General features: G+C 41.9%; 22 protein-coding genes. 12 read left to right on the top strand and 10 right to left on the bottom strand.

Features of this window, described 5'->3' with window-relative positions; genetic code table 11:
* Nucleotides 1–6: 6 nt before the first annotated feature.
* The 3 genes from NKI27_RS12115 (at nucleotide 7) to NKI27_RS12105 (ending at nucleotide 2,885) form a co-directional block, all read left to right on the top strand.
* Complete coding sequence (locus tag NKI27_RS12115) at nucleotides 7–930, top strand: haloalkane dehalogenase (RefSeq protein ID WP_406802401.1); 924 nt, start codon at nucleotides 7–9, stop codon at nucleotides 928–930.
* Nucleotides 931–1,100: 170 nt separating this feature from the next.
* A complete protein-coding gene (locus NKI27_RS12110; RefSeq protein WP_265046310.1) occupies nucleotides 1,101–1,601 on the top strand; it encodes a hypothetical protein in 501 nt (166 codons plus the stop codon).
* 105 nt (nucleotides 1,602–1,706) lie between these two features.
* Nucleotides 1,707–2,885, top strand: coding sequence for a BaiN/RdsA family NAD(P)/FAD-dependent oxidoreductase (locus NKI27_RS12105; RefSeq protein ID WP_265046309.1), 1,179 nt, complete (start codon nucleotides 1,707–1,709; stop codon nucleotides 2,883–2,885).
* 222 nt (nucleotides 2,886–3,107) lie between these two features.
* On the opposite strand, the gene NKI27_RS12100 is transcribed toward NKI27_RS12105, so the two are convergent.
* Together NKI27_RS12100 and NKI27_RS12095 are read right to left on the bottom strand one after the other, a co-directional pair.
* The gene (locus NKI27_RS12100; protein ID WP_265046308.1) at nucleotides 3,108–4,121 is read right to left on the bottom strand and encodes a hypothetical protein; all 1,014 of its coding nucleotides are present in this window, start codon (nucleotides 4,119–4,121) and stop codon (nucleotides 3,108–3,110) included.
* 119 nt (nucleotides 4,122–4,240) lie between these two features.
* Nucleotides 4,241–5,242 (bottom strand): helix-turn-helix transcriptional regulator, encoded by a 1,002-nt coding sequence (locus tag NKI27_RS12095; protein WP_265046307.1) that lies wholly within the window; start codon nucleotides 5,240–5,242, stop codon nucleotides 4,241–4,243.
* Nucleotides 5,243–5,590: 348 nt separating this feature from the next.
* On the opposite strand from NKI27_RS12095, the gene NKI27_RS12090 reads away from it, so the two are divergent.
* Nucleotides 5,591–6,022 (top strand): hypothetical protein, encoded by a 432-nt coding sequence (locus NKI27_RS12090; RefSeq protein WP_265046306.1) that lies wholly within the window; start codon nucleotides 5,591–5,593, stop codon nucleotides 6,020–6,022.
* Here NKI27_RS12090 and NKI27_RS12085 read toward each other — a convergent pair.
* The 6 genes from NKI27_RS12085 to NKI27_RS12060 form a co-directional block, all read right to left on the bottom strand.
* Entirely contained in the window at nucleotides 5,984–6,874 is an 891-nt protein-coding gene (locus NKI27_RS12085) for a hypothetical protein (protein ID WP_265046305.1), read from the bottom strand. The two genes, NKI27_RS12090 and NKI27_RS12085, sit on opposite strands and share 39 nt — an antisense overlap.
* Before the next feature lie 65 nt (nucleotides 6,875–6,939).
* Nucleotides 6,940–8,136 (bottom strand): hypothetical protein, encoded by a 1,197-nt coding sequence (locus tag NKI27_RS12080; RefSeq protein WP_265046304.1) that lies wholly within the window; start codon nucleotides 8,134–8,136, stop codon nucleotides 6,940–6,942.
* A gap of 462 nt (nucleotides 8,137–8,598) precedes the next feature.
* Entirely contained in the window at nucleotides 8,599–9,531 is a 933-nt protein-coding gene (locus NKI27_RS12075) for a M23 family metallopeptidase (RefSeq protein WP_265046303.1), read from the bottom strand.
* A complete protein-coding gene (locus NKI27_RS12070) occupies nucleotides 9,528–9,977 on the bottom strand; it encodes a DUF4124 domain-containing protein (RefSeq protein WP_265046302.1) in 450 nt (149 codons plus the stop codon). Before NKI27_RS12070 ends, NKI27_RS12075 begins: the two co-directional genes overlap by 4 nt.
* 119 nt (nucleotides 9,978–10,096) lie before the next feature.
* Nucleotides 10,097–11,056 (bottom strand): quinone oxidoreductase family protein, encoded by a 960-nt coding sequence (locus NKI27_RS12065; protein ID WP_265046301.1) that lies wholly within the window; start codon nucleotides 11,054–11,056, stop codon nucleotides 10,097–10,099.
* 125 nt (nucleotides 11,057–11,181) lie between these two features.
* Nucleotides 11,182–11,628 carry a DoxX family protein gene (locus NKI27_RS12060; RefSeq protein WP_265046300.1) on the bottom strand — a complete coding sequence of 149 codons (447 nt, stop codon included), beginning with the start codon at nucleotides 11,626–11,628 and terminating at the stop codon, nucleotides 11,182–11,184.
* 111 nt (nucleotides 11,629–11,739) lie between these two features.
* Between NKI27_RS12060 and NKI27_RS12055 the strand changes: the two genes are divergently transcribed.
* From NKI27_RS12055 to NKI27_RS12045, 3 genes are all read left to right on the top strand, one after another.
* On the top strand, nucleotides 11,740–12,663 hold the full coding sequence (locus NKI27_RS12055) for a LysR family transcriptional regulator (RefSeq protein WP_265046299.1): 924 nt from the start codon (nucleotides 11,740–11,742) through the stop codon (nucleotides 12,661–12,663).
* Between the two features lie 148 nt (nucleotides 12,664–12,811).
* Entirely contained in the window at nucleotides 12,812–14,143 is a 1,332-nt protein-coding gene (locus tag NKI27_RS12050) for a Na+/H+ antiporter family protein (protein ID WP_265046298.1), read from the top strand.
* Nucleotides 14,144–14,551: 408 nt separating this feature from the next.
* A complete protein-coding gene (locus tag NKI27_RS12045) occupies nucleotides 14,552–15,439 on the top strand; it encodes a bile acid:sodium symporter family protein (RefSeq protein WP_265046297.1) in 888 nt (295 codons plus the stop codon).
* A 71-nt stretch (nucleotides 15,440–15,510) separates the two neighbouring features.
* Here NKI27_RS12045 and NKI27_RS12040 read toward each other — a convergent pair whose 3' ends face one another.
* Together NKI27_RS12040 and NKI27_RS12035 are read right to left on the bottom strand one after the other, a co-directional pair.
* Complete coding sequence (locus NKI27_RS12040) at nucleotides 15,511–16,236, bottom strand: DUF481 domain-containing protein (RefSeq protein WP_265046296.1); 726 nt, start codon at nucleotides 16,234–16,236, stop codon at nucleotides 15,511–15,513.
* Nucleotides 16,237–16,370: 134 nt separating this feature from the next.
* Complete coding sequence (locus tag NKI27_RS12035) at nucleotides 16,371–17,234, bottom strand: hypothetical protein (RefSeq protein WP_265046295.1); 864 nt, start codon at nucleotides 17,232–17,234, stop codon at nucleotides 16,371–16,373.
* Between the two features lie 268 nt (nucleotides 17,235–17,502).
* Here NKI27_RS12035 and NKI27_RS12030 point away from each other — a divergent pair, with 268 nt between their 5' ends.
* From NKI27_RS12030 to NKI27_RS12010, 5 genes are read left to right on the top strand one after another with little or no spacing between them, the layout of a single operon-like run.
* On the top strand, nucleotides 17,503–19,083 hold the full coding sequence (locus tag NKI27_RS12030; RefSeq protein ID WP_265046294.1) for an AAA family ATPase: 1,581 nt from the start codon (nucleotides 17,503–17,505) through the stop codon (nucleotides 19,081–19,083).
* Between the two features lie 11 nt (nucleotides 19,084–19,094).
* Nucleotides 19,095–20,108 (top strand): hypothetical protein, encoded by a 1,014-nt coding sequence (locus NKI27_RS12025; RefSeq protein WP_265046293.1) that lies wholly within the window; start codon nucleotides 19,095–19,097, stop codon nucleotides 20,106–20,108.
* Nucleotides 20,109–20,110: 2 nt separating this feature from the next.
* Nucleotides 20,111–21,886, top strand: a complete 1,776-nt coding sequence (locus NKI27_RS12020) for a hypothetical protein (RefSeq protein ID WP_265046292.1) — start codon at nucleotides 20,111–20,113, stop codon at nucleotides 21,884–21,886.
* 41 nt (nucleotides 21,887–21,927) lie between these two features.
* Complete coding sequence (locus NKI27_RS12015; RefSeq protein WP_265046291.1) at nucleotides 21,928–22,518, top strand: hypothetical protein; 591 nt, start codon at nucleotides 21,928–21,930, stop codon at nucleotides 22,516–22,518.
* Complete coding sequence (locus NKI27_RS12010) at nucleotides 22,518–23,861, top strand: phenylacetate--CoA ligase family protein (RefSeq protein WP_265046290.1); 1,344 nt, start codon at nucleotides 22,518–22,520, stop codon at nucleotides 23,859–23,861. Before NKI27_RS12015 ends, NKI27_RS12010 begins: the two co-directional genes overlap by 1 nt.
* The last annotated feature ends 2 nt before the right edge of the window (nucleotides 23,862–23,863 follow it).

The raw sequence follows: 23,863 nt of genomic DNA, 5'->3' as shown, positions 1-23,863 counted from the left end.
ACACCCATGATCAAATACCTCCGCACGCCTGATAAATGCTTTGAACGCTTAGTCGGTTATCCGTTTCACCCACATTATGTGAAAGTCGATGAAGGCCTTGAAGTAGGGAGTGGAAAAACCCAAGGGTTGCAAATGCATTTTGTCGATGAAGGCCCTCGCGATGCTGACCCAATACTAATGCTGCATGGTGAGCCGAGTTGGTCATATTTATACCGAAACATGATCCCCATTTGTGCCGCCGCAGGGCATCGCGTGATCGCACCAGACCTTATAGGATTTGGAAAGTCTGATAAGCCAATCAATCTATCCGTGTTTACTTATCAACAGCACATGGACTGGATGCAGACGTTCATAGACAAACTAGACCTAAAAAATATCACGCTTGTTTGTCAAGATTGGGGTTCACTCATAGGTTTAAGGTTAGCCGCAGAAAATAAAGATAGATTCAAAGCCATCGTCGTAGGTAATGGTATGCTGCCTACCGGCGATCAACCCGTTCCAAAGGCCTTTCATTTATGGAAAACCTTTGCACTATATAGCCCGTGGTTTCCGATTAGCCGAATCGTTGAAAGCGGAACATTCAAAAAGTTATCAGCTGCCGAGCACAAAGCGTATGATGCGCCATTCCCAAATAAAACGTACAAAGCCGCTACACGTGCATTCCCAAAATTAGTCCCCGTTTCATCTAATGACCCTGCATCAGACGCCAACCGAAAAGCCTGGAAGGTATTAGAGCAATGGGAGAAGCCTTTCCTCACCACCTTCAGCAATGGCGACCCCATCACGCGAGGCGGCGATAAATACATGCAAAGAAAAATTCCGGGCAGTAAAGGTCAAAACCATCAAACGCTACAGGGTGGGCATTTTCTGCAAGAAGACTCACCCCAACAATTTGCAGTGGCCATTAATGAAATGTTGGCTGATCGTTAACTGCATATCACGACATTCATGTAAGCGCTAATCAACTTGTTATCCTCGCGAATGCGGGGGGCCACTAATACTCAACACCCGCTCACTCAAAACGCTCTTCTTTGCACTATAATTACCCTTGTTCGCAGGGGTAATATAAGCACTCAAACATCTCATCAATAGGCAGAATAATGATATTTTATTATGCTAAAACTCAAACACGACAAGCGATTACACTAGCTGTAAACATTTTACTCATACCTGTACTTCTTTATGCTTTCAGGTATTTCTTACACAGCGAACCAAACTTCGAACAACTATATGCCGTTGTAAAGATAGGTGCTTTTGTTGTTGCTGCCGTTATGGTCGTCATTTTGTTATGGCTATTAAAAAAGAATGACAGGTTCGAAATCTATGTGACAGATAGTGAATTTTATAGCCACCATCCTGTTTTTAAAGAATGGTGTTTTAGTGTCAACCCAAAAGACATAGTGGCTATAGAGCACAATTTGGAGGTTAGCCAAAGCGCGATGACCAACATAAATGTCTGTCTTAAAAATGGCGAAAGAGTGCAGATAACCCAAAATTATAACTTTTCTCGCAAAGATCTTTATGACGCATTAAAACAAGCAAACCCAGACATAAAATTACCAGAGAATGCCAATCTGTTTAATCACAAACTTAACAGGTAAAACGCAACAGGCTTTGATTACCTTCTTTTAAACATGTTCTGTTAGAATGCACCCCATATACCTAGCCCCCTTACTGTTTACTTGACCCGTTCAGGAGTATCACTGTTGTCTCATTATGATGTTATCGTAATTGGTGCTGGCGCAGCCGGCCTTATGTGTGCAATAACCGCGGGTAATAGAGGCCGTAATGTGTTGGTGTTGGATCATGCCAACAAGGCCGGTAAAAAAATACTGATGTCAGGAGGAGGGCGCTGTAACTTTACCAACATGTATTCAGAGCCTGAGAATTTCATCTCTCATAACCCTCATTTTTGTAAATCGGCACTCGCCAGATACACACAATGGGACTTTATCGCCCTGGTCGATAAACATGGCATTCCCTACCACGAAAAAAAGCTAGGCCAACTATTCTGCGACAATAAAGCAAGCGACATTCTAACGATGCTTTTAACTGAATGTGACGATGCCGGTGCTAAAATACAGCTTAATACTTCTGTTGAGCAGATAGAAAAAACAGAGCAAGGGTTTGCCTTAAATGCTGGCAATAAGCCGCTCACTTGTGAGTCTCTCGTCATCGCCACAGGCGCATTATCCATTCCCACTATGGGTGCAACAGGCTTCGGCTACGACGTTGCGCGCCAATTTGGTCATTCAATACTCAGTACCCGAGCAGGCTTGGTCCCCTTTGTGATCACCAATCAACTTAAACCTCTCTGCGAAGCACTTTCAGGAAGCTCGGTGGATACCACCGTCAGCTGTAATGGTCAGACCTTTAGAGAAAATATCCTCTTTACCCACCGAGGCATCAGCGGGCCCGCGATACTGCAAATATCATCTTATTGGCGAGAAGGGGATGAAATAGAAATCAACCTGCTACCCGACTTCAACGCCGAAAGCTGGCTAGCAGAAGAGCAATCAGGAAGGCCCAACGCCGAACTCCGAACCGTATTATCAGATGTATTCACCAAAAAAATGGCTACGCTATTTTGTGAAAACTGGTTCGAATCCAAACCCATGAAACAATACACACCTGCTGAGTTAGAGAAGGTCGCCGCACAGCTTAGTGAATGGAAAATTACGCCATCAGGAACAGAGGGATACCGGACGGCTGAAGTTACTATTGGGGGTGTAGATACTAATGAACTCTCGTCTAAAACGATGATGTCTAAAAAGGTTGAAGGGTTGTATTTTATTGGTGAAGTGGTTGATGTTACGGGGTGGTTAGGGGGCTTTAACTTTTCTTGGAGTTGGAGTTCTGGCCATGCGGCAGGGGAGAGTGTTTAATTAGATTGAAGGAATTAAAACGAAGACTATTGGATAAAAAAAGACAATTGACTCTTTAAAAACGTTTGTTTTATACGTTAGTAATTGAAAATAACACAATTCCTATACCCTAGTGTTTGTCATATACAGCAATGAGTTAGAGTTAGTATATTAATATTTTTTTTGGTACTCCATACACAACATGAACAGCATCAATGCACATCATTTCAATATTCCACCTCTTTAAGCTGAGACCGGAATAGCAATATATTCAAAATTTATAGTAACTTGTTTTTTAATGAATTCTAAATATGACTGATCTGAAGCTGATGCTGCTCTTTCGCCAACCACTATAATATTTTTCTTTTTTGGTGACCTGTACTTATGAGCGTAATGAAGAACTTGACCAAGAGCTTCTCGCACGCAGTAGGTTGGGCTGTAGCTTGACTTCACTTCGTAGAAAAATATTTGGTCACTACTTTCTCGAAATATATCGATTTTATTTTCTTCAATTCCAATGTGATCAAACGGATATTTTTTTTTAAGCTCTTCGAAAAGCTTATTTTGAATGATATTGTGCCTTTTATCAGCAGTATAGGATGCTTTTTTTAGAAACCTTGTTTCAGAATCCTCACTTTTTTTTCCGCTATTTGGTTCTACCTCCTTGATGTTGTCAAATTTTTTAAATAGGTCAAATACAAAATTGAAGCGACATTCTTCTTCTGGAACTCCATTCATTATGTAAGCCAAAGTCGGTGCTTTCTCTTCCTTTTTAGTCGGGATTTGATATTCATCAGCAATTTTTCTAATAACCCCTTGCTTAAATATTGGAGGAATTCGACCTTCTGAATATAAAGAAGCTATTTTCCATTTATACCAAGCATTTAAATCGATCTTTTCAATTGTTTCTAAGTCACATAGTTGAGCAGCCTCTATCACGGCACATATTTTTTGTATTACATTGTTAAAAGCGTTTTTTCTTTTTTTTCCAAAATCTTTGTTCCATGCATATTTTGAATCATGGTTAGTTTTTGTTGTGTTCTGGTTATAATCTTCCCCCCAGCGGAAAAATCCAAACTTGTTACTAGGTAAGGCGCGTATAGTTCCTAACCCTTTTGTCCGGTTCTCTACCGAGTAACAAAATGTGGTTTTATCGTTTAAGCCGGTGTATTCCTCATAGGTCATTTCCCTTACTTTTTCCAAGGGCCACAGGTCTAGAAATTCATATAATATTTTACTTTTTTCCGGTGAAATCAAAATCAATGTCCTTAAGAAATTAGCATGTTTTTCACAGTTTTAATCAGACTTACTTTACTTTTTTATCAATATAGTTAAAAAGTAACCCACTTATATTTATCTAATCTGTAACACCTTCTCTAACCAACCCCATATCGCGCAGCCATCCCTTTAACCTGACCTACCAAAACCTCCCGCAAAGATGCCGGCTCTAGCACTTCTATCCGATCCCCTAAACTCAAAATCCACCACACAAGGTGATGGCTATCAGCAACAGTCGCCTTTAACAAAAATGAGTCGTCTTGGTCGTGTATGATTTCTTGGTCTTTACTGAGTGGCGTTTCGTGTAAGTGCCAACCCTTTAGTGTCTGAACCCTCGCAATCAGTTTTAGTTTTTCTTTGCTTTTCAACATGCCAAAAGCGCCTTGATCAAGGTAGGCTTGCACATCTATTTTGAGGCTGTTTTCATGAATTTTTTGATCTGTTATTTCTACCGAGCTGAATCGATTTATTAAAAATTGAAGAACGGTTTCATGCCTGCTGCTGGTGCATAATATATAGGTTTGCTGTCCTCGGAGGACTAAACTTATTGGGTTTAGTTGGTATTCACGTGCTTCTTTTCCTCTGGCTTGATAGGTTGCTTTGACCTGCTTCCCTTGGATTAGCGCAAGGTAGAGTTGATCTGTGATTTCATCTTTTTGTATAGGCGGCTCAAAGGAGAGGGTGTTGTGTACGACATGTACTTTGTCTTGCCATTTTGACAAGGTGTTGTCTGATAGCGAGGCCAATTCTTTTTCAGCTTGTTTAAAATACGGTGATAGATAATCAAGTGCATTTTTAGGAAGCAAGTTTTGAGAATGCTTGTTGATTAGGCTGAGTGTTAGTGCCATTTGTGGCGTTAACCTAGGTATTTCAATCATTTCAAATTTATCAAAACACCAACGGTATGGCTTTGATGATTCATCTATCGTCGTAATTGGGAAGAAGCTAGTTAGCGCGTCCAAATCTCGCTCAGTGGTTTTTCTGCCACAGTTAAACCCTGCATCCAATACTTTACGATAGATATCACTTGTTGTAATAGATGCAGGCGCTCTAGGTATTAAAGTGAGTATAACGAGCTGTCTAACCGCTGAATCTGCCAAGTTGGCCTCGTTAAATAATGAATAAAGTTGAGTGTTATTACTTAATTTAATAGGTTATTAATTAACCTTAGCAGTACGTGTTTTAATCGCAACTCAGCGTTAAATATCGTTGTTATCAATGATTCTGACGCTTTGAATACCTTATAGATTTAATGAGTACTAATTCTGAAACGTCACTAAAAAAATGGATCCCCGCCTTCGCGAGGATGACAAAAAGCTAGAGTTTTTTTGTTTATGGGTGATCACTAACTAAAAATAAAGTTAGACGCATGGTGTCGTTACGTGCTGCTAAACTAGACGTTATTAATTCAGATAATTTCATATAGCCGATAGAAATAGGGTGTTTATTTGAAACATGTAGAAAAGAATAAAAATGAAGGCTATTGTGCAGAGCGTATTGGGCCATTTCACTTTATGTTGCCTCAAAAAATCAGTGATTTTTTATCCAATGATGTTGTTTGTACATTATTGCCAAACCTTATTTTAGGTTCAGAATATAGTGATGATGAGGGGGTATTTATTGCGTTAATCCCTTCTGACGTATGGATGAATAGCTTGCTGCCTGATATTGAGTCCTCTTCCTGGGATAAGCCAGAAGGGCGGAGGCTTCAAAGGTTAGCCTTGGGTTACGTCAGTAAGGTTCAGTGTATAAATGGCTGTATTGATCTTACAAGTCTCAAAAGCATCATTAAATACTCGGTTGAACATGGCTGTTTACATGATGGTGATATGCTACTAAGCCTAGGTGAGCAAAGTGTTCGGATGGACACGCCCCGATAGGGGTTTTTGTTTGCTCTTAAAACCTAGCCAGCACCAAGAGTTTGAGGGAGCTATAAAGGTTAGAAAGCGTTCTGAACTGGGTCCGTAACAGGCTGAATCTAAAATGATATCGTCCTCTCTAGTAAAGGGTTCTGCAATGTGTAAAAGCTCCAAAACCTTATTGGGATTGAACTCCTCAATTGTTGCACAACCCAACATCACTACAGCAGGTCTGCCGCCATACTCTTTTGCAGTGCGACAGCATTCATCTATGAGCTTAGCTAAACTTTCTCCTTGTAAGAAAATGACTCCAGACCCTTGTGACGTTAGGGCCCAAAGTAAATCGTTCCAGTCTACACAGAATGTGGGGCTGTTGAAGTAAATCCCCAGAACATACAACGATGCTTTAACATTATTGATTAACGATGAATAGCTCTCTGTTTTCCAGTACCTAATACCTTGGGCGAATTGATGTTTAGTCTCTATTAACGTCTGTTTGTTTGAAACCACCTCTGTTTGGGGCTCTAGGCCGATAATATCGACGTAGGTAATACCTGTTTTATTTATAATTCGATAAGTTCGTATGGCGTCTGCAATGGCCCTTTCTGTTTGTGAGTTATTACAAATAACGAATGTTAACTCACTGTTTATATGAGGCGTAGTGTTTTTACAAAGCAGTGCGTTACTTATAAATGACGCTTCGAGCGTAACAATCGTAAACCTTCGAGTGTTGTAGTAAGCACTACCCTGATCTAGATCCTCGGGCGTGTTGGCAAACAGGCCAAGGCTTTTAGTAACCTGTTCTTTCAGTTGTGCGGAAACATATACAACGATTCCAAATAAATTCGAATTGGTATCATCAGAGTTAGACATAGCTGTATGCTCAATGGTCAGTTTAAGGTATTTCGGGTGTTTTTTGAGTTGGCTGGGTGTATTACCTAGAAGTCGTCATCATTGTAATCTTCAGATTCGCACACTAATTTATATTGATAGCGTTCCAAATCTATCCCTTTTTTTGACGACAGAAGCCATTCATAAATGACGTGTTCGATTTCAGCTGAGGGTGTCGTATTATGTTTTAGTTTAATATCCTCAAGGTAAATTTTTCCACTATCCTCAACGTTAAGTTGAATTGTTGCACGCTGAGGTCTGGTTATTTTGTAAAAGTAAGTAGAGCCGTCTAACACCATTTCATGGTAGTTTTGAACGCAGTGTTCTTGTTCTTCAGACTCTCTTAGGATGTCATAATATTTAGATATGGGTTTAATATGATCATTGCCTTCAACGGGAGGTTTTGGGTAACTACAATTTGGCTTCTTTCTCTGTGATACCTCACTTTTATTCCTAAAGTGGTGGGTGATTCTTTCATCAATGCGCTCTAAAACGACTTGTGGGTTATTCCCCGTCAGTTTTGTTGCAACCCATTTCACGCCTAACTCGTAGTCTTCGGCTGATTCAGTTATCGTTGATAGCTCGTCTGAAAAGCTAAAATACTCCCATGAGGGCTGGTAGCGTTGAATGAGCTTGCTTGAAGATAGGTCTGGGTACTTAGCAAGTAGATTGATCAAATCCTCAGTGAGAAATTTAACATGCAATAACGCTTTATAAGTGCCTGATTTCATGACTGTTGTTAATGCATTAACAACATGGTTGTCTGGTTTTAATAGGTTTAGTTTTTTAAACGTATTAAATACAGCGGGTTCTTCGGGTAAGCCTAAGAACGACAATATCTTCTTTTTACGTTCATTAAATAGTTGTAGGGTTTCAAGAGGGTGCCAGCTGTTACAGTGTTTTATGATGTACCAAAAAAGTCCCATATTGCTTGTAAATAAATTGCGGGCACTTTCTGACCGGCTAATAAAGAACAGTGTTATATAAGCATTACCTAGCCATATTTGTTCAAAGGCAATTAATCTAGGCACTAGATCGGCAGGTATTCGTTGAGACCATTTTTTAGCGTTGTCATCAGCCAACGCCACTGCGATAGTGATATCAGCACTGAACGGGTCATCCGTGTATCTAAGTTCAGGTGTAAAACTGATATCTGGCCAACATGTCATTGACCCTTTCCAGTCGCCACCGTACTGATTAATTACGGACATATTCAACGTCTTATCTGCGTCACATGAAAACATATATAGACCCTGCTTAATGATTGAATTACGGCTTAATATTCAAGTTCAGTTTAACGACAGGGTGAGACATAATGTGTCTAATGTGGTTTTGGGGTGGGATTAAGGTTGTTTATTTTTAGATTTGGTGATGTGTCATTAAGTCTAATAAAATCAGATACTTATAGTTGTCTTCGTTCGAATTCAATATATTGAAGGTTGTTGGAGCCGCAATACAAGGGATTCAGCGTTACATTGTCTTCGCTGAAATTACACGAATACAAAATTAGATTGAAGGAATTAAAACGAAGACTATTGGATAAAAACGAAGACTATTGGATAAAAATGAAGACAATTGAGTATCATAATTAAGGTGATGGTTTTAAATAAATTTATACGCTTAGTGTATCGTAGTCATTATATCGATAAAAATTTTTTACCGTACTAATGAAACAAAAAACCTCCAAATGACTAAAAAAGACTGACTTAATTTGGCAAATAAGGCAGTAACCAATCACCTCGTTTAGGCGTAATTTGTTTATTGCCAGGCTGCAAAAATTTAAACGGTATCGACTGCTTTTTGCCTTTATTGTTATAAAGCATAACAAAGTGCAGGTGAGGGCCGGTTGAATATCCTGTGTTTCCCGACAAGCCAATCACTTGCCCTGCGGTTACTTTATCGCCGACTTTTACTTTTACGCCACCCAGTAATAGGTGCCCATATAAGGCATAGGTGCCGTCTGAATGAAGTATTTTGACTAGGTTGGCTTTATCAAGGAAGTAAGGGCTTGATACTCCTGCTAGCGTATAATTGTCCCTTGTCCTAATGACTACGCCTTCTCTAACGGCTGTGATGTTGGTGCCAACAAGCATGCCTATATCAACCGCATAGCGACTGCTATCTGAACGGTGACTAAATGGGCCGTTGAAGCCTTGGCTTACACGCATTGGCTTATAGTTTGTGAATGGGGGGAGGATAAGTGCATTGTCTGGCTGGGCCGTAGGATCACCGAGAACATAACGGAAGTGAACGTTTCGTTTGTTTCGGCTATTTTGCTGCTTGAAGACAGTTTTAGATGAATGCGGTGGAATTACGGCTGATGAGATCTTCTTTTTAGTCTCTTTGTCATTTAAAAAACACTGAGCAGGAATGAGTAATGGGTTGTGAGCAGTATAGTGTAGTTGTCCATTCGCTTGCTTTACCGTAAGAAACGGCTTTGTTTTTTCTGTTATGACGGCAGGTTTGAGGTTGATTTGTTGAACCGGCGCCTTGGTGTGAGAGGGCTTTTTATCTGAAAAATGCCATTTGCCGTGTTCGTCTTTATACTTATAAATTTGCCCATAGGCGAAGGCATTACTGAGCATCAATAATGCGAAAGCGACGAATAGGCTGAGGCTGTTTGAGTTTTTTGTCATCATTGGCAGTGCTTACGAATAATGCTTTCGAGCTTTTGAACGCTTTTCTTTCTTGTTTCTTCACTCACTTTAAGGTCTTTACCATTGTCATCGACAAACACAACAGGGCCTTTAATGACGTTTAATTGTTGACGTACTTCTTGACACTTTTCAGCCTTAGAAGGCTTATTTTTTTGCTTTTCTTTCCACTCATCTATGCGCTGCTGTCTTTCTGTATCTTTGCTTTGCTCATGACGAAGCATCATATCTGGTGAGCTGTAATCGCTAGTAATATTGATTTTGTCGAGCTTTTCAGAGATGTTTTTTGAAGCGGTTTTCTCGGGTGGTCGATCACCAAAATGTATTCGGCCATTTTGGTCGGTCCACTGATAAACTTCAGATAGTACATGAGTGGAGAGTAGTAAAAGTAGAGATAAACACGAGTATCGGATGATTGTTGAGGTCAGCATGTGGTCTCTACGGCTATAGGTTTTAATCTTGCAAATAATTTGAAAATAAGAATATCACAAATATCTGCAAGAGGGTTTTGAATGGCGTCAAACATATAAAACGTTAAGAGCGGGCGGGATTATGGAATCAGCACAATTTTATCTGAGCCACCGTTACTTACTTGATGGTAGGCTGCAACAGCCTCAGATAGCGGCATTTCTATAAAATTATTTGAAACCGGTAGACCATTCTCAAATGCGGCGCCTATTTTCGTTAGCATTCTTGCGCAATTTTCTAGGCTATACAACAATGAATTAACACCAATTATTGAGCCCCCCTTACGGTACAGGTTTAGAATAGGTAGGTTGATTGATCCATCACGTGGAGCAGAAATGACTGCAATACGTCCAAATGAGTCAATGGTATTAACGGCTGCGGGTAACCAATACCCCGTCGTGTCAAATATGACTTCTGGTGCTTGCTGTTTAAAGGCGTCTTGTGCCTGTACTGGTAGTTGATGCTCGTCTTGTAATTGAATAGCACTGATGCCTTCGGATTGAAACGTCTGCAAAACATCACTTCGTCTGGCTGCCATGACAACATTGGCGCCTCTTGCGGTGGCTAATGCTTGCGCGGCTCTGGCCACAGCACCAGCGCCTATGATTAAACATCGAGTACCTGCCTTCACTTGACTTCGTTCAAGCGCATCCCATGCGGTGATAAATGGAACTCCATAGGTGGCTGCTTGAGCGAATGTTAGTGACTCCGGTAAAAGTGCGACGGCATTAGCAGGCATGACTACATATTGCGCATGGCAGCCGTTTTGATAAAAACCAAATCCTTTACCTGTGCCACCCCAAACAGCTTTACCTTGTAGTTCCTTCGGCCCGCTTACCATTACCCCGGCAAAATCCCGACCGGGAATACGGGGTGTCGTTGTGTAGGGGAATAGACCAAGCACGTTCTTTATATCACTAGGGTTAACGCCCGTAGCCTTAACCTCCACCAAAACTTCATCGGCTGCAGGCGTTGGTGTTGGTAGGTCTAGCACTTGAAGTGAATCTAGACTGCCGGTTTTGGTAAACTGTAGTGCTTGCATAATAGGCCTCACTTTATGGGGGGAGGTGAACGGCGTGGTTCAGCTAATTAGTCTCTACCCTGAAACACCGCACTGGTATGTTTTGCCATTCTCGCGAATGGCTGTCGTCTCTGTATGAGCACGTATTAACGCTTGATGCCACTCAGTTTGCGGTCTAGCGAAAATTTACCGCCGCCGTTAAATACCAATGCTACTGACATACCTAGTAATGCTAGTCCAAATTCATAACCATTGTTACTCATAAATAGCCCGTTAGGTAAGTGAACTGTGATGATAGCAACGAGCATCGTGATCGCCAACATTAATGCTGCTGGGCGAGTTAGTAACCCTAGGAGTAGTGCGATACCTCCGAAGAATTCTGCGCTGCCGGCTACAAGCGCCATTAAGTAGCCAGGCTCTAATCCAATGGATGCCATCCACTGCCCTGTTCCTTCTAAACCGTAGCCACCAAAACTACCAAATAGTTTTTGAGCACCGTGAGCCACAAATATGACGCCAGCTGGAAGGCGAAGCGCTAAGCTCGTTAAGCTGTTATCGGTTAAAAGGGGACGCTGGATAAGTGCTTTGTTCATGATTTTTCTCCAATTCATTTCAATTAAGTTGGTTGATGAATCTACTATAATAAAAGGCGTTGGTAGATAATAGCGGAATATTTTGACCTAAATGATCAGGAAAACTGAATTATGAACTCACTCATTTCTTTGGATGCATTACAGACCCTCGACGCCATCGAACGTCGTCAAAGCTTTGCCGCTGCTGCAGAAGAGTTGTACCGAGTCCCATCAGCGATTTCATACACGGTCAACAAACTTGAAGAAGATATTGGGGTGGCGTTATTTGATCGCAGTCGGCGTAAAGCAGAGCTGACACCTATTGGACGGTTAGTGTTGGAGCAGGGTCGGCAAATTCTTAAAGCATCTGAGGAGCTGACGGCAATGATCAGTCGGGCGGTTGACGGTTGGGAAGTTGAACTTCGTATCTGCATTGATAGTGTTCTGACCTGCGGTCCTATTTATGACTTGATTGAAGCGTTTCAGCGGATTCAACCTAAAACCGAAATACGCATTAGCGAAGAAGTGCTGGGCGGAAGCTGGGAAGCGTTGAATGATGATCGTTGTGATCTTGTGATTGGTGCAGAAGGCGCTTCGCCGGCACCAGGCTATGCCATTCATTCATTAGGGAAGGTGAAGTTTGAGTTCGCAGTTGCAGCAGATCATCCGTTGACTAAACAGCCTATGCCTTTAGCTACGAGCGCTATACAAGATTACCCAACAGTTATTGTGGCTGATAGTTCGAAACGAGCCCCGGCTCGATCCTCAGGGTTATTGGATGGCAAAAGTCGAATAATTGTTCCGACCATCGAGCATAAAATAGAGGCTCAATGTAAGGGGCTTGGGGTTGGTTATTTGCCGAGCCATCGGATTAAGCAAGAACTGGCAGAAGGAAGATTGGTTCTCTTAACATTGGAGTCGCCCAGGCTTCCTGAAGACATATCGGTAGCTTGGCGTCGCGGCAATACAGGAAAAGGCCTCAATTGGTTTGTTGGGCGCCTTAAACAGATGAGTCTTGACCCTCAGCAGGGTGTGCTGACTCAAGATATTGAATGATGTTGATCATAAGAAGGGGGGGATTTATGAACATTGCCCTGCTTATTTTACAATCTGACTACATACTTTTTTAGTGACTATGCTATCTTTCGTGCGCCCAGTTATCCGGCCCGTTTTTAATCATTTATCAAATTTATAAAGGTGTTATATGAATGCTGTTTTAGTCGCGGTGACGTTGATGTTAGCTCTAAGTGTGGCGCGGCTTCATGTTATGCTCTCCATGATCGTCGCAGCCTTTGTGGGTGGTTGGATTGCCGGTATGGATGTTGACGCCACACTCAAGGCTTTTAATGCAGGTATTGGAGGGGGAGCAGGTATTGCATTGAGCTATGCGCTTCTCGGTGGTTTTGCTGTTGCTATTTCGTTATCAGGTTTACCCCACTTATTGGCTAAAAAGATTCTATCTCTTATTGGTAGTGGGCAAACGCCTTCTAATAAAAGTACGTTTTTACTGCGTAATGCCTTACTGCTAGGATTGATGTTAATCGCGGTGAGCTCTCAAAACATCATACCGATTCATATTGCGTTTATTCCTATTCTTGTACCGCCCCTATTACTCGTGATGACACGATTAGATCTAGACCGACGTTTAGTGGCTTGCGTATTAACATTTGGGCTAGTGACGCCTTATATGTTTTTACCTATTGGTTTCGGGAATATTTATTTGAATGAAATTCTATTATCTAATGTGGGTAGCGCAGGGCTCGATACTGAAACTGTATCGGTTGTTTCTGCGATGGCTATTCCTGCATTAGGTATGTTGATTGGTTTATTGATTGCGGCTTTATTTAGTTATCGTAAACCTCGACATTATAAATTAGAGACTGATCAAGCAGTCGTAGATCAAACAGATCAAGAATTCAGTGCTAAATCGTTATGGGTTGCAGGGGCTGCAATAGTAATCGCCTTTGTGGTTCAGTTGTATCTAGGCAGTATGGTGCTAGGTGCAATGGCCGGTTTTTTATTGTTCTCGGCGACAGGTGTTATACACTGGAGTGAGTCTGATGGCGTGTTGGTTGACGGTATGAAAATGATGGCTTCCATTGGCTTTATTATGATTGCAGCTTCTGGTTTTTCTGAAGTGATAAAGGCGACTGGTCATATCGATAGCCTAGTAAATGGTGCTTCTGGTTGGTTGGGGGATAATAAAGCCTTAGCCGCTTTACTATTATTAATCGTGGGTTTAGTGCTCACTATGGGAATTGGTTCATCATTTTCGACGATTCCGATTATTGCCGCTATTTACGTGCCTCTATGCATGCAGTTAGGCTTTAGCCCATTGGCTATCGTGGCGTTGGTCGGAACCGCAGGCGCATTAGGTGATGCGGGTTCTCCTGCATCAGACTCTACGCTAGGCCCAACGGCAGGCCTAAATGCTGACGGACAGCATAATCATATGAGTGACACGGTGATTCCAACGTTTATACACTTTAACTTGCCATTGTTGGCGGCGGGTTGGGTGGCTGCAATGGTACTTTAAAGACTACTGGTTGATTCATAATTAAGCCTATTTAAAAAATAGGCGTATTATAAATATACTATGCGGCCTTATTAATGATCGTTTAGGTATTCTTATTACGGTTTTACCATTCTTTGCATGTAAAGCACATAGACTTAATCGCTATAGTCGAGGATACGCTCTTAAACTTGACGGCAAGTGGTGAGCTATTGAAGATGAAGGGGAAAATTGAAAGGCAGGCTTTAGCAGAGTTAACTTCAAACTAAGAACCCCATCATATACCGCTCTATTTCTACTAGATTTGATAAACGTTATCTAATACTGTTGTGTCAGGCTCGTTCTTCTACTGACTAAGTGTTATAGGGACATGCTAAACAGACGTAATGGAATGGCTTCATCTAATAATAATTATAAAAGGGTACATGCAGGATGAATGGAGTCTTAGCATCGATAGTTCTCCCGCTGAGCTTGGCGGTTATAATGCTTGGAATGGGCTTATCGCTCACAGCAGCAGACTTTAAACGCGTTTTATTTTACCCCAAAGCTGTCGCGATAGGTCTTGCGGGGCAGATTCTGATATTACCTTTTATAGGTTACTTTTTTGCTTCTCAGTTTGGGCTAAGTCCAGAAAATGCTGTTGGTTTAATGGTGTTAGTGGCCTGCGCCGGCGGTGCTACGTCGAATCTAATTGTTTATTTGGCGAGAGGGGATGTGGCACTCTCTGTAACGCTTACAGCAATTAGTAGTTGTATCACGGTGCTTACCATTCCCTTTATTGTTAATTTTGCGCTCTTTCGCTTTATGGGCGCGACAGAAGAAACCGCTTTGCCTATTGGCAGCACCAATATGAAACTGTTTTTCATTACTGTAGTGCCGGTATTATTGGGAATGCTAATTCGATATTATTTTTCCGGCTTTGCCAAACGCATGGAAAAGCCAATGAATAAACTGGCTACGGTATTTTTTATACTGATTGTTGGGGGGATTCTGCTTAAAGAATATAAAGAACTTGTACAAAGTTTGCTGACGGTTGGTCCTGCGACATTTTTACTTAACTTAGCGAGTATGCTTGTGGGGTTTGTTGCTGCTCGCTTGTTCCTCCTGAACGATCAACAAAGTACAACCGTCAGTATTGAAATTGGGGTTCAAAACAGCGCGACAGGCATATTTATAGCGACAACGTTATTAAATAATTCTGAGATTGCGATAGTGCCAGCTGTATATTCATTAATGATGTACATAAATGCGGGGTTGTTACTATTTTTGATGCATGGGCGAGTTAAGCGAAGAGGCACCAAGGGCAGTATCACAAACTGATGGCTTGGCTTTAGAGACTGTATTTTTTAAAAACTAGGCTAATGAAAATGCTTCATTAGCCTAGGGCTAAGTTAGATCTTATAAACGAGAGTAATCGCCGTTTCACGATCTGTTTTATCTATGTCTGCAGCAACATCAGAATTATGAATGACGTTGTAGCTTACTTTCATCGATAAATCACCTGCCACTTGGCTTGTTAGTGCCACACCAAAACGTGTTTCAGTGTTGCTTTCACCTGACTCGACTTTTAAGTGTTGGTTAAAGGTAGATGATTTGCTGAATTTCCATTCAAAGATTTCAGCCGCACGTACAATGGCATCTTCTTCTGTATTGTAACTCTCATCTTCAGTTTTACGATAACCTGGTGCGAGCTCAAGATTAAGTTTCATTTCGTTGGTTCTAATCGCTTTGTAACCTAGACCTGTCGCGATAGATGCTTGATAGTTTAAGCCACTAAAGTTGTCGTTTTCCCAGTTGGCTACACCAAAGGCATAGGTTCTGTCGCTTAACGCGTAGTCTGATTGACCTTCTACTCTATATTTTTCAGCTGAACGTATATCGTTTGAAACACTTTTAAGTGCCTCTAGTTCAACTTGATGAGTCCACTTTGTATACGTTGTTTCTGCTTTAAACTTGGTGTTAAGTGTTTCAGTATCTGAATTCCCTGATGTCTTGATATAACCTAACTCTGCCGCAGCATTCCACGTTTGTTCAACTTTTGCGTCTTCTGCTTGGGCGTATAGACTGCTTGAAAGGCAAAGAATTGAAATAGGTAAAGTTAGATGTTTTTTAAGCATGAAATAGTGATCCTTTTTTGTCGATGAATGTTTGTGTTATTTTCGGCGCAGGATGATACACATAAAGAAGGTATAAGCCTAGTTAGCAGGTAACCAGGCCCTAGAGTGTAAGTAATAACGTTAGAGCTAAAGTGTTAGGAATTATCGTTAGGTTTGTAGGTGATGATCTTGTAAGTAATGATATAGCCCACCAGCTTTATACCCAGCCATAAAAAAGCAATCGGCATAAGCAGAGTTAGCAAAACGAAAGAAATGATTAGATCTGTCATGTTATCGACTGCATTGCTGGCTTTGTCTTTGAGTTTTTCAAGATCAAGTGTGTTGCTCATGCTCTCTTGAAAGTTATCCCACTTGTTCTTCATGTCGTTTAAAAATGAACGCTCTTGGTCGTCAGTTTTAACCTGTATTGATGGGCTTGCTTTTATCTCTTCAGCGGAGATTTTGAGAGAGGCTAGGGATTCACTTTGGTTGCTTTCAATGATATTTATATAAACGGCTTGGTTGAGCAGCAGGCTTAAAGCGATAAAGAACCTAAAGACGATAAGCAGTAAGCAGGTTTTATATGCAACAATTCGAACCCCTTGAGGTGCAAGTTGAGGTTTTAGAATAAGCACTAAACCAGTGAGAGTAGACAGGACGACTAATAGGTTTATAAGTGTTGTTGAAGCGATGCTGATTAAAATTTGTTGAATGCCCAGTGAGGTGATTGCTGCAAGTACCACCAACGAAAAGCGCTCGATCATATCGTTAATAGGGTCAAGTACCTCTCCCACGGTTAACGTGGTGCCAACCCCCGCGGGTGATAACGTCACTTCAGTGCCTTGAGCTATTGAAATACCGGCATTCAGGGACCTCGCAACTGCAAAAGTAATTGCTGCGATTTCTATTTGCTCAGCGGCATATTCACTGCCTTTATTATCACACCAGCCTGTGAATGTTAAAATTACGATTATAAGCGCTGCAATGGATATTGATATTTTGTACTTTGTAGATGCCATTTTTAACCCCGTTGATGTTATGTTTACTGGAAAAACAGGTGTTGAGCAAACGTATTAGTATGCCCCATGATGAGTCAAAGTACTTGGCCGCATTGAAAATAAGGGCGCGTCATTATAATAGTATGTGATAAATGTATAGTTTTATCACTTGCGACCCACATCAGGGGTGTTGATATCGCGACTGTTGTATATTATCGCGTTAACATTCAAATGAATATTTGTTAGAAAGCGGCTTTGATAAGAAGGAACTAAACAATGAGAATGATTAATGAGTAAGTTTAATCTATTTGGTCGGCTATCTGCTTCACCAACAAACCCCAAGAACCACCCAAAAGCTAAATCATTTGATGTTGCTGACCTTTATGCAGGCCCCTTTGGCGCTGATAATAATGAGTTATCGGAGCAAACATTGGGGTTGGATGAAAAGCTTAGACAGGCGTACTTTTGGATTGTTAATAACGCCATTATCAGCCCTCATTACGATATTGAATACAACGATAAACCGCCTCAGCAGTTTCGAGCGGGTGATAGCCATAGCACGATTAATCTACCCACAGAGCAGTCTTACTCAAGCTATATATTGCTTCCATTGCTTACGTTCGCAACCCAGAGTAAATGCCTTTTTATTGGTGGGCCAGGGCGGGGAAAGACCGCTAGCGCTTTGCTGATGGGTGTTTTGGGCGGATACACTACCAAAGAAGTTAAAAGAGCGATGCAGCATGGTCACCCTCAGATGACGGTGGCAGATTTGTTGGGCAACCCATTGCCGGCAGACTTGGCGACGGCTCAATCGGTTGAAGATATTCGAATATCCTGGCGTAAATGGTTAGGCATGCGGGTCAAAATTGTAGATGAGTACAACCGAATACCCACCCGAACACAAAGCTCACTCCTCACAGTGATGGGCGACAATTATGCTGAATTATACAATCAAGTATTTGAATGCCCTGACGCAGCATGGTTTTTAACCGCTAATGATGATCAAGGGGGCGGTACGTACCAAGTCATTGAGGCGTTAAAAGACCGAATTGATGTGGTCGTTCAAGCGCTATCATTCAACCCACGTTTTTTGAGCCAATTACTCTTACGTATTGAAGAAGGCGTAAAGCCTGAAGATATGGTGCCCCCTCAAATTATTTTCTCAGAAGACGAAATCAGCCAGATGTCGCTGGCGATCAGAAATATTGAGATACCAGACGATATTCGACGAAGAATTGAGTTTTTTGGCAGTCACTTTGAGTTCTCAGAATATTCTGCTTCACAGTTCGAATACAAAACTAAAGATACCTCTCGGTTATCGGGTGTTAAAGCCCACATTTTAGCGTCTATGGATAACGGACGTGACAGACTCAAAGACTTAGGTTGCCAGACGCTTAATGGTATTTCTGTTCGTTCGCTCATGTCATTACTTCAGTTCTCAAAAGCTTTAGCGTATTTCAGAGGAAACGACGCCGTTGAGCTAGATGATGTGAGGCAAGTGTTGCCTTTTGTTTTTCACTCACGCTTATTTGCAGACTGTGACTCACCGTTTTTTGAGCTGCCAGAGAACGCGTTTTTCCGAAGTGATAAAATTGGTTGGCTGCGGTTCTTGTTTGATTCTTCTTGTAGGGAGTTTGATCGGTTGGGCCTAGGTAACAGTGACTCCGTTGAAGCGCTTTCAAATGAGTTTGATGAAGGTTTAGATGGTTTGACGGTTAAGGCGGCTAAAAAACGTATCAATCGAATTGAGACAGAAATAGCGCAGTTGGTTGAAGGTAAAAAAATGTATGGCCATATCTATGAGGATGTCGTAAAGCTCAAGTATCTTCATCAGCGATATACCAATTACTTAAAATGGCTAGAGTCCTGAGCGCTTATCTTATGAAGTCTTTAGCGTTACAACTTTTTTTTCAGGCAGAGCGTGAGTTATGCAATCAAATGGTTGCCAGTATTCGACATCAATCTCAGCAATTTGATATGGGTGAATTTAATGGCTTTTTATCTAATTGCTTAGACCCGTTAATGGTTAATTTTGATGGCCACAGCAATAAGGACTCGTTTGCTGTGGCACAGGCCGGCTTTACCCATGGCCTAGAGCTCGCGTCGTTAAATTGGTTAAAACAAGGAATTAAACAAGACATTGTTTTAACAACTTGGCGTGAGTTTCATCAAAATACGCTGACTATTATTCAACAAAACCCTAGCAAGGCTTTTTCTGAAACAAGCAACGTATTAAGTCACTTGCTTGGATTTGGTGATGACAAGCCGATGAAGTGGCTCGCCTTGATGAATAAGGTAATAAGCCAACTTGATACCCGTGAATCACTTAAATGTGCGGGCGTTGTTTGTGCGTGGATGTCAGGATTGGCGCATTTTAGGCCCTTAGCATTAAAACAATTAGAGGATTTATCATCCCAAATCGGCCGCATATTGTTAGGTGTTTCTGAGAGCGATGATTTAGGCCATCACTTACAAACGCTAAAAACGAATCGGTGGTCAATGGTTAGCCCTTCGAGGCCTCAAGATGACCAAGCACAATATCATGTGGAGAGGCGAATAGGGCGATGCGACTTATTAGGCGGTGAGTTTAAAACCCCTCCAAACGTTTTTGCTTCGGGTGATCAGTTGTACGTATGCGCGGGAGACCACGCATGGAAACTGTATGTTGATGGGTTTGGTGAAACACTTTTTCCATTTGATATTGATGAGGTTAAAAGAATAGCTGAGGCATCTAATCCAGCGAGTGATTTGTCTCGTTTTAGTCAAATGGATGGGTTAAGTGATATCAGTGAAGTCACCTCAGTTGTTACGTTAAATGATACTGTAGCCCTCACATCCAATGAAACGTTTTCTGTGGTTATCTTAAGTATTACAAGCCCAGCGGCAGGACGTTAAAGATGGGAGCAGCTGAGTTGTTAGTATCGCAATGGCAAACATCTTGGGATGACGCATTAAACCTGTGGAGCCGCTACACAAAAATTCGATCACCTAAATTATGTAAAACCCATGTTGAGGCCTCGAAAGAGGGGTTGTCAGAAAGCTTTGCAATGATTCGGCTTCAAGATCAAACCGTCGTCGTTGACCTTGAAGCGATTGCTAAGTATCAGTTGCAAGACTATGCCGTCGAAGTCTTAGCGCACGAAATAGGGCATCACATTCTGTCGCCAGCCACCATTACTGATCATGCCAAAATGATTTCGCGGATGCATGTGAACCTCCCTACGCTTGAGAATAAAGCAGGCATGGTGGCGAATCTGTATTCCGACTTATTGATTAATAATCATCTAAAAAGACAGTTCGGTTTACGAATGGATGAAGTTTACCAAAAGCTGAATAACGGTCCTACCCATAGCCGAGTTTGGAAACTCTATATGCGGGTATACGAAAATCTATGGCTGCTAAAGCCCGGTTCGTTAGGGGGGATATGCGACTCAGATGCCATGGAAGGAGACGCATGGTTAGGTGCAAGAATTATTAAAGTCTATGCGAGCGACTGGCTTAAAGGTGCTTCAAGATTTGCGGCGTTATTATTGCCATATTTAGTAGATGAACGCGAAGGCGATGATCAAATCGCTAAGTTGATGGATACTAAGCATGCGGGTGATGGGCAGTTTCCATCAGGTTTGATCAGTAAAGATTTAGGTGAAGACGATAACGTTCACCCCTCAAATGACCCTGAGCTTGTCGGAGAGTCAAATGGCAACGACACCGACGCTGACAGTGAATGGCCGATTGAAATTGAGAACCCAGAGCAAGGCTATGGTCAATTTCGGGAACCGTTTGAGTATGGTGAAATTCTTAAATCAGCCGGTTTGAATTTGTCTGACCATGATATCGCTGTTCGTTATTACAAAGAGCGGTCTGTGCCTTTATTGGTTCCTTTTCCTTCTAAACGATTACCCTCAAAAGCTGATTTAGTACCAGAGGGTACGACGCTATGGGAGCCAGGTGAACCCGTTGAAAATATTGACTGGTTTAGCTCTATGTCGATGAGTTCTGTGGTCATACCAGGCGTGACCACCGTCCAGCGTGAGTGGGGCGAGTCTGAAGGTTCTGAGCCCGATACGGAGCCATGTGACTTAGACCTTTATGTCGATTGCTCTGGCTCTATGCCGAACCCGCAACAGCATATTTCTTACACAGCGCTAGCGGGTGCTATTTTGTGCCTTTCGGCACTTAGGGCTGGTTCCGCCGTTCAAGTCACGCTTTGGAGTGGTGTTCATCAATTTAAAACCACGAATGGGTTTATAAGAAACGAAAAAGAGATTTTACAGGTACTCACTGATTACTTTGGTGGTGGGACTGCATTTCCAATCCATATACTGAGAAAAACACATATAGAAAAGCGTAGAGAGCGTCACTCACATGTGGTTATTTTATCTGACGATGGTGTCACTACGCTGTTTAATCAAGACGAAAAGGGAAATTATGGCTGGGATATCGCTAAGCAAGCATTAGACAATGCAAAAGGAGGGGGAACAATGGTGTTAAACCTTAACTGGAACTACGCTGATAATTCGCCCCCTAAGTGGTATGCAAAAGACGGTGCGCTATTGAAACGGGCAGAGAAAGAGCAAGGGTGGTCTGTTTTTCCTGTTTCATCTTGGGAAGAAATGACCAACTTCGCTCAAGCGTTTAGCCGTAAACACTATCAATCTGCAGAATCGGTCTAGGCAAAGATGCCATTTAGTCGAAAAAGGGAGGCAAATATTCCATGAGTGACACACCCTGCGTGGCATCACACTATCAAGAAGGGCCGGATATTAATGTGTTGCATCATCGCCTAACGGACTTTCCAGAGGAGTGGATGAGTGCAGAACTGCCTCATTATTTTTCTGCCATCATTCATGATGTTGTTTTTGCTCATTGCGAAAATATACACGCCTCAGAGCTTGCCGTATTTCGCAGACCTCAACAACAATGTGAGTGGTACAGAATGAGCCTCCTTGTTGCTTATTTTTTGGCTGATGAGAGCTTTGATTCATTTACCTTTACATCAAACACACTCATTTTACTACTAGAGGCAACCGCTAAAGCGTTAGCCGAAGCGGGGCAGAATAACGTTTATATTAATGATGTTGATCGTAGAGAAGAATTTATACGGGTTGTTTTAGATGCTTTAGGTTTATTTCCAAAAGGCGAAAACAGTACGGTGGCAGATGATCGCCTGCAAGCAGTAAGTTCTCAAGCACGATTAAACGTGCTTCGAGCAGCCAAGGCCGCTGAAAAACGTTCAAACGATTTGCGTGTAGCGTTAGCAAAGCAAAAAGCCAGAGAGTCGGCTGACAAAATGACACGAGAGTGATGATGAAGGCCTATTCTTTAGACGCCGATGAGCGAATGCCTGACCTACACCTTGAAGGTAGTGAAAGGTTAAACGCGTTAATCGATCAACCTCATGCGCCCATATATAGAAACCGTTCAGGCCATCATCTTCAACCTGCGGAGCTTGATGCGTTAAAACAATTCACAACCGAAGAGTTCGCTAAAAAAGTTTCAGCCAAGTGTGCAGATAATGATTGGCTACAACAATTCATTGCTCATTGCTTTAGTGAGGTTCCTTTTTATCGTCAATATGTCCGTTCGTCCTACGATATTGAGGCCATTCCGACAATCAATCGAGCCGATTTGAGCCAAGATATTACAGGTTTTGTGCCTGACGGCCTGCCGACCGATCGCCTTATAACATTTGAAACGTCAGGCACCACTGGCCACCCCTTAATGATACCTTCGCATCCTACTGTTGCTGCAAAATACAGTGCTTATCATAAGAAGGCGTTAGCCTGGAACGGGGTGAATACCGATGATTTTAAAAGTGATCTAGCGATAATACTGGCTGGTTATCAAGAGAAGTGCTTTACCTACGCATCCATTTCGCCTTATTTGAATAACAAAGGGTTAGTAAAGCTCAACTTTCATCCAAATGATTGGCATGACCCTGATGATAGGCACCAATATATCGATAACAATAAACCAGATTTAATTTCGGGCGACCCTATATCATTGGGGGCGCTTTCAAAAATCCCTTTTTCGCACCAACCGAAAGCCATTTTAACGACGTCAATGACCTTACTTTCAGGCTGTAAACAGCTACTTAATCAACGTTTTGGTTGCCCGATTATTGACCTGTACTCGTTGAATGAAATTGGACCTGTAGGCTGTAGTGTTCTAGGCAAAAAAGGGTTTAAGCTGCTTCAATCTAAGCTGTATGTTGAAATACTAGACACGAATGACACTCCTGTTGCGCCAGGGCAACGAGGGGAAATAACCGTCACCGGCGGTTTTAATCATTACCTCCCTCTATTACGATACCGAACAGGCGATTTTGGTCGGCTTGAACAAGAAGGGAATGATTGGTTTATACAAGACTTAGAAGGGCGTCCGCCTGTGCAGTTTAAGACGTCGAAAGGTGTCTGGCTCAATAATGTCGATGTCACCCATCTTTTGCAGGCGTTTCCTTTAACTCAATTCTCGTTGCATCAGCATGTTGATGGAACACTTACGGTCAAAGTATTAAAAACAGCCAACACAGATGAGCTTATCCATGCTTTAACTCAAAAATTTGGTTATCCGGTAGACGTGAAGCAGATAGAAAAGGTCAACAGCGAAAAGAAAATTATTCAATATACCAGCGATTTAAGGGCTTAAAC

The organism is Alkalimarinus alittae (assembly GCF_026016465.1).
Lineage (GTDB): Bacteria > Pseudomonadota > Gammaproteobacteria > Pseudomonadales > Oleiphilaceae > Alkalimarinus > Alkalimarinus alittae.
The sequence above is the reverse complement of the archived record's forward strand: the minus strand, read 5'-3'. Positions and strand labels throughout refer to the sequence as shown.